2 protein-coding genes are annotated in these 2402 nt (G+C 71.4%); both read left to right on the top strand.

Annotation, left to right across the window (positions count from 1 at the left end):
- The first annotated feature begins 252 nt into the window (after positions 1–252).
- Positions 253–1593: a D-inositol-3-phosphate glycosyltransferase gene (gene mshA / locus FNH04_RS44860; RefSeq protein WP_322725678.1), complete on the top strand. Its 1341-nt coding sequence runs from the start codon at positions 253–255 to the stop codon at positions 1591–1593.
- Between the two features lie 26 nt (positions 1594–1619).
- Positions 1620–2111: a type III secretion system chaperone family protein gene (locus FNH04_RS44855; protein ID WP_152791976.1), complete on the top strand. Its 492-nt coding sequence runs from the start codon at positions 1620–1622 to the stop codon at positions 2109–2111.
- Positions 2112–2402 lie beyond the last annotated feature (291 nt).

Below are 2402 nucleotides of genomic sequence, written 5' to 3'. Positions count from 1 at the left end.
GCGTATGAGGGTAAGTGGGCGGGGTGCAGCCCCCGGGCGCCCGGGCCGGTCGCGCAGTTCGCCGTGCCCCTTCGGTTGCGCGCCCCCGAAGCGCGCCCCGAAACGGACCGAACGGTTGAGCGAGTCTCGGTAATAATTCGGCAAAGCGGAAATGGAGCGGACGCCTCCGGCGTTGCCTCCCTCCAGAGGGCCCCGGTGGCCCTTCGTACGCATGTCCGCAGTACGGCCGCCCGCCCCAAGGAGGAACGCCTCGTGAGCCACTACGTCAGCAGGCTCGGACGGCGCTCCCCAGCGGCACCCCCGCGACTGAGGCTGCCCCACCGGAAGCCCCGCCGGGTCGCGATGCTCTCCGTGCACACCTCACCGCTGCACCAGCCCGGCACGGGTGACGCCGGCGGTATGAACGTCTACATCGTGGAACTCGCGCAGCGCCTCGCCGCGATCAACATCGAGGTCGAGATCTTCACCAGGGCGACCACGGCCGCGCTCCCGCCGGTCGTCGAGCTCTCACCGGGCGTGCTCGTACGGCATGTCGACGCCGGGCCCTACGAGGGGCTGGCCAAGGAGGACCTGCCGGCCCAGCTGTGCGCGTTCACGCACGGTGTCATGCAGGCCTGGGCCGGTCACCGCCCCGGCTACTACGACCTCGTGCACTCGCACTACTGGCTCTCGGGCCACGTCGGCTGGCTCGCCGCCGAGCGCTGGGGCGCGCCCCTCGTGCACGCCATGCACACCATGGCCAAGGTCAAGAACGCGGCGCTCGCCGATGGGGACACCCCCGAACCCGCGGCCCGCGTCATCGGCGAGACCCAGATAGTGCGCGCCGCCGACCGGCTCATAGCCAACACCTCCGGGGAGGCCGACGAACTCGTACGGCACTACGTGGCCGATCCGGACAAGGTCGCCGTCGTCCACCCGGGCGTGAACCTCGACCGCTTCCGTCCCGCCGACGGCCGTGCCGCCGCCCGGGCCCGTCTCGGCCTCCCGCAGGACGCGCTCGTCCCGCTCTTCGCGGGCCGCATACAGCCCCTGAAGGCCCCGGACGTGCTGCTGCGCGCGGTCGCCGTCCTCCTGGACGAGCGTCCCGAGCTGCGCTCCCGCATCGTCGTACCCGTCGTGGGCGGCCCCAGCGGCAGCGGGCTCGCCAAGCCGGAGGGGCTGCAGAAGCTGGCCGCGCGGCTCGGTATCGCGGACGTGGTGCGGTTCCGGCCGCCCGTGGGGCAGGAGCAGCTCGCGGACTGGTTCCGGGCGGCGTCCGTGCTGGTCATGCCGTCGTACAGCGAGTCCTTCGGGCTCGTCGCCATCGAGGCCCAGGCGGCCGGTACGCCGGTGCTCGCGGCCGCGGTCGGCGGGCTCCCCGTCGCCGTACGCGACGGGCACACCGGGTTCCTCGTCCAGGGGCACGATCCCGCCGACTACGCGCGCGTGCTGCGCGGGTTCGCCGACGATCCCGGACTGCCGACCCGTATGGGCGCGGCCGCCGCCCGGCACGCGGAGTCCTTCGGCTGGGACACGGCCGCCGCCGCCACGGCGGACGTCTACACGGCGGCGATGCACACCCACCGCCGCGGGCTGCGCACGCACCACGGCTGAGAAAGCCGATCCCGTACGCTCGCCCCATGGCTGACGCAGCATCGATCATCGAGCAGGTCCTCACCGAGGCCGAGCTGGAGTGGGAGAGCCCCGAGCCCGGCAACTACGTCGCGAAGCTCCCCGGCACCCGCAAGCTGTCCACGACCGTCTCGCTGATCGTCGGCAGGCACGCGCTCTCCCTGAACGCCTTCGTCATCCGCCACCCGGACGAGAACGAGGAGGGCGTCCACCGCTGGCTCCTGGAGCGCAACCTCAGGCTCTACGGGGTGAGTTACGCGATCGACCCGCTCGGAGACGTGTACGTGACCGGCAAGCTTCCGCTGTCCTCCGTCACCGCCGACGAGATCGACCGGCTCCTCGGCTCGGTCCTGGAGGCCGCCGACGGTTCCTTCAACACGCTCCTGGAGCTCGGTTTCGCGTCCGCGATCCGCAAGGAGTACGCGTGGCGCGTGTCCCGCGGTGAGTCGACCCGCAATCTGGACGCGTTCACACATCTGACCCAACGCGACGCCGACTGAGGCACTCTCCGCTACAGCCTCCTGCCGTTGAGCGGTCGTCGCTGCTCTGTGTAGTTGGTGCATGACTCTTCACGTCCACCGGCGGTGCGTGCCATGCTCACGTCCCATGCGCATCTGAACGTCATTCACATCCATGAAAGGCGGGCGGTATGAGCGAGACGTGCGAGGGCATCACCAGAAGAGGCTTCCTCGGAGGCGTCGGTGGCTCGGCGGCAGGGGTGGCGACCGGCTCGGCCGCCGGGGTGGCGACCGGTGGAGCGGCCGCAGCAGCCACCCCAGCCCGAGCCCCAG

Origin of the sequence: Streptomyces phyllanthi (genome assembly GCF_009377205.1) — a bacterium.
GTDB lineage: Bacteria > Actinomycetota > Actinomycetes > Streptomycetales > Streptomycetaceae > Streptomyces > Streptomyces phyllanthi.
This window is presented reverse-complemented; position numbering and strand designations above follow the sequence as displayed.

Coding starts and splice junctions, on each gene's coding strand:
- FNH04_RS44855 (WP_152791976.1), top strand. CDS start 1,620: ATGGCTGACGCAGCATCGATCATCGAGCAGGTCCTCACCGAGGCCGAG.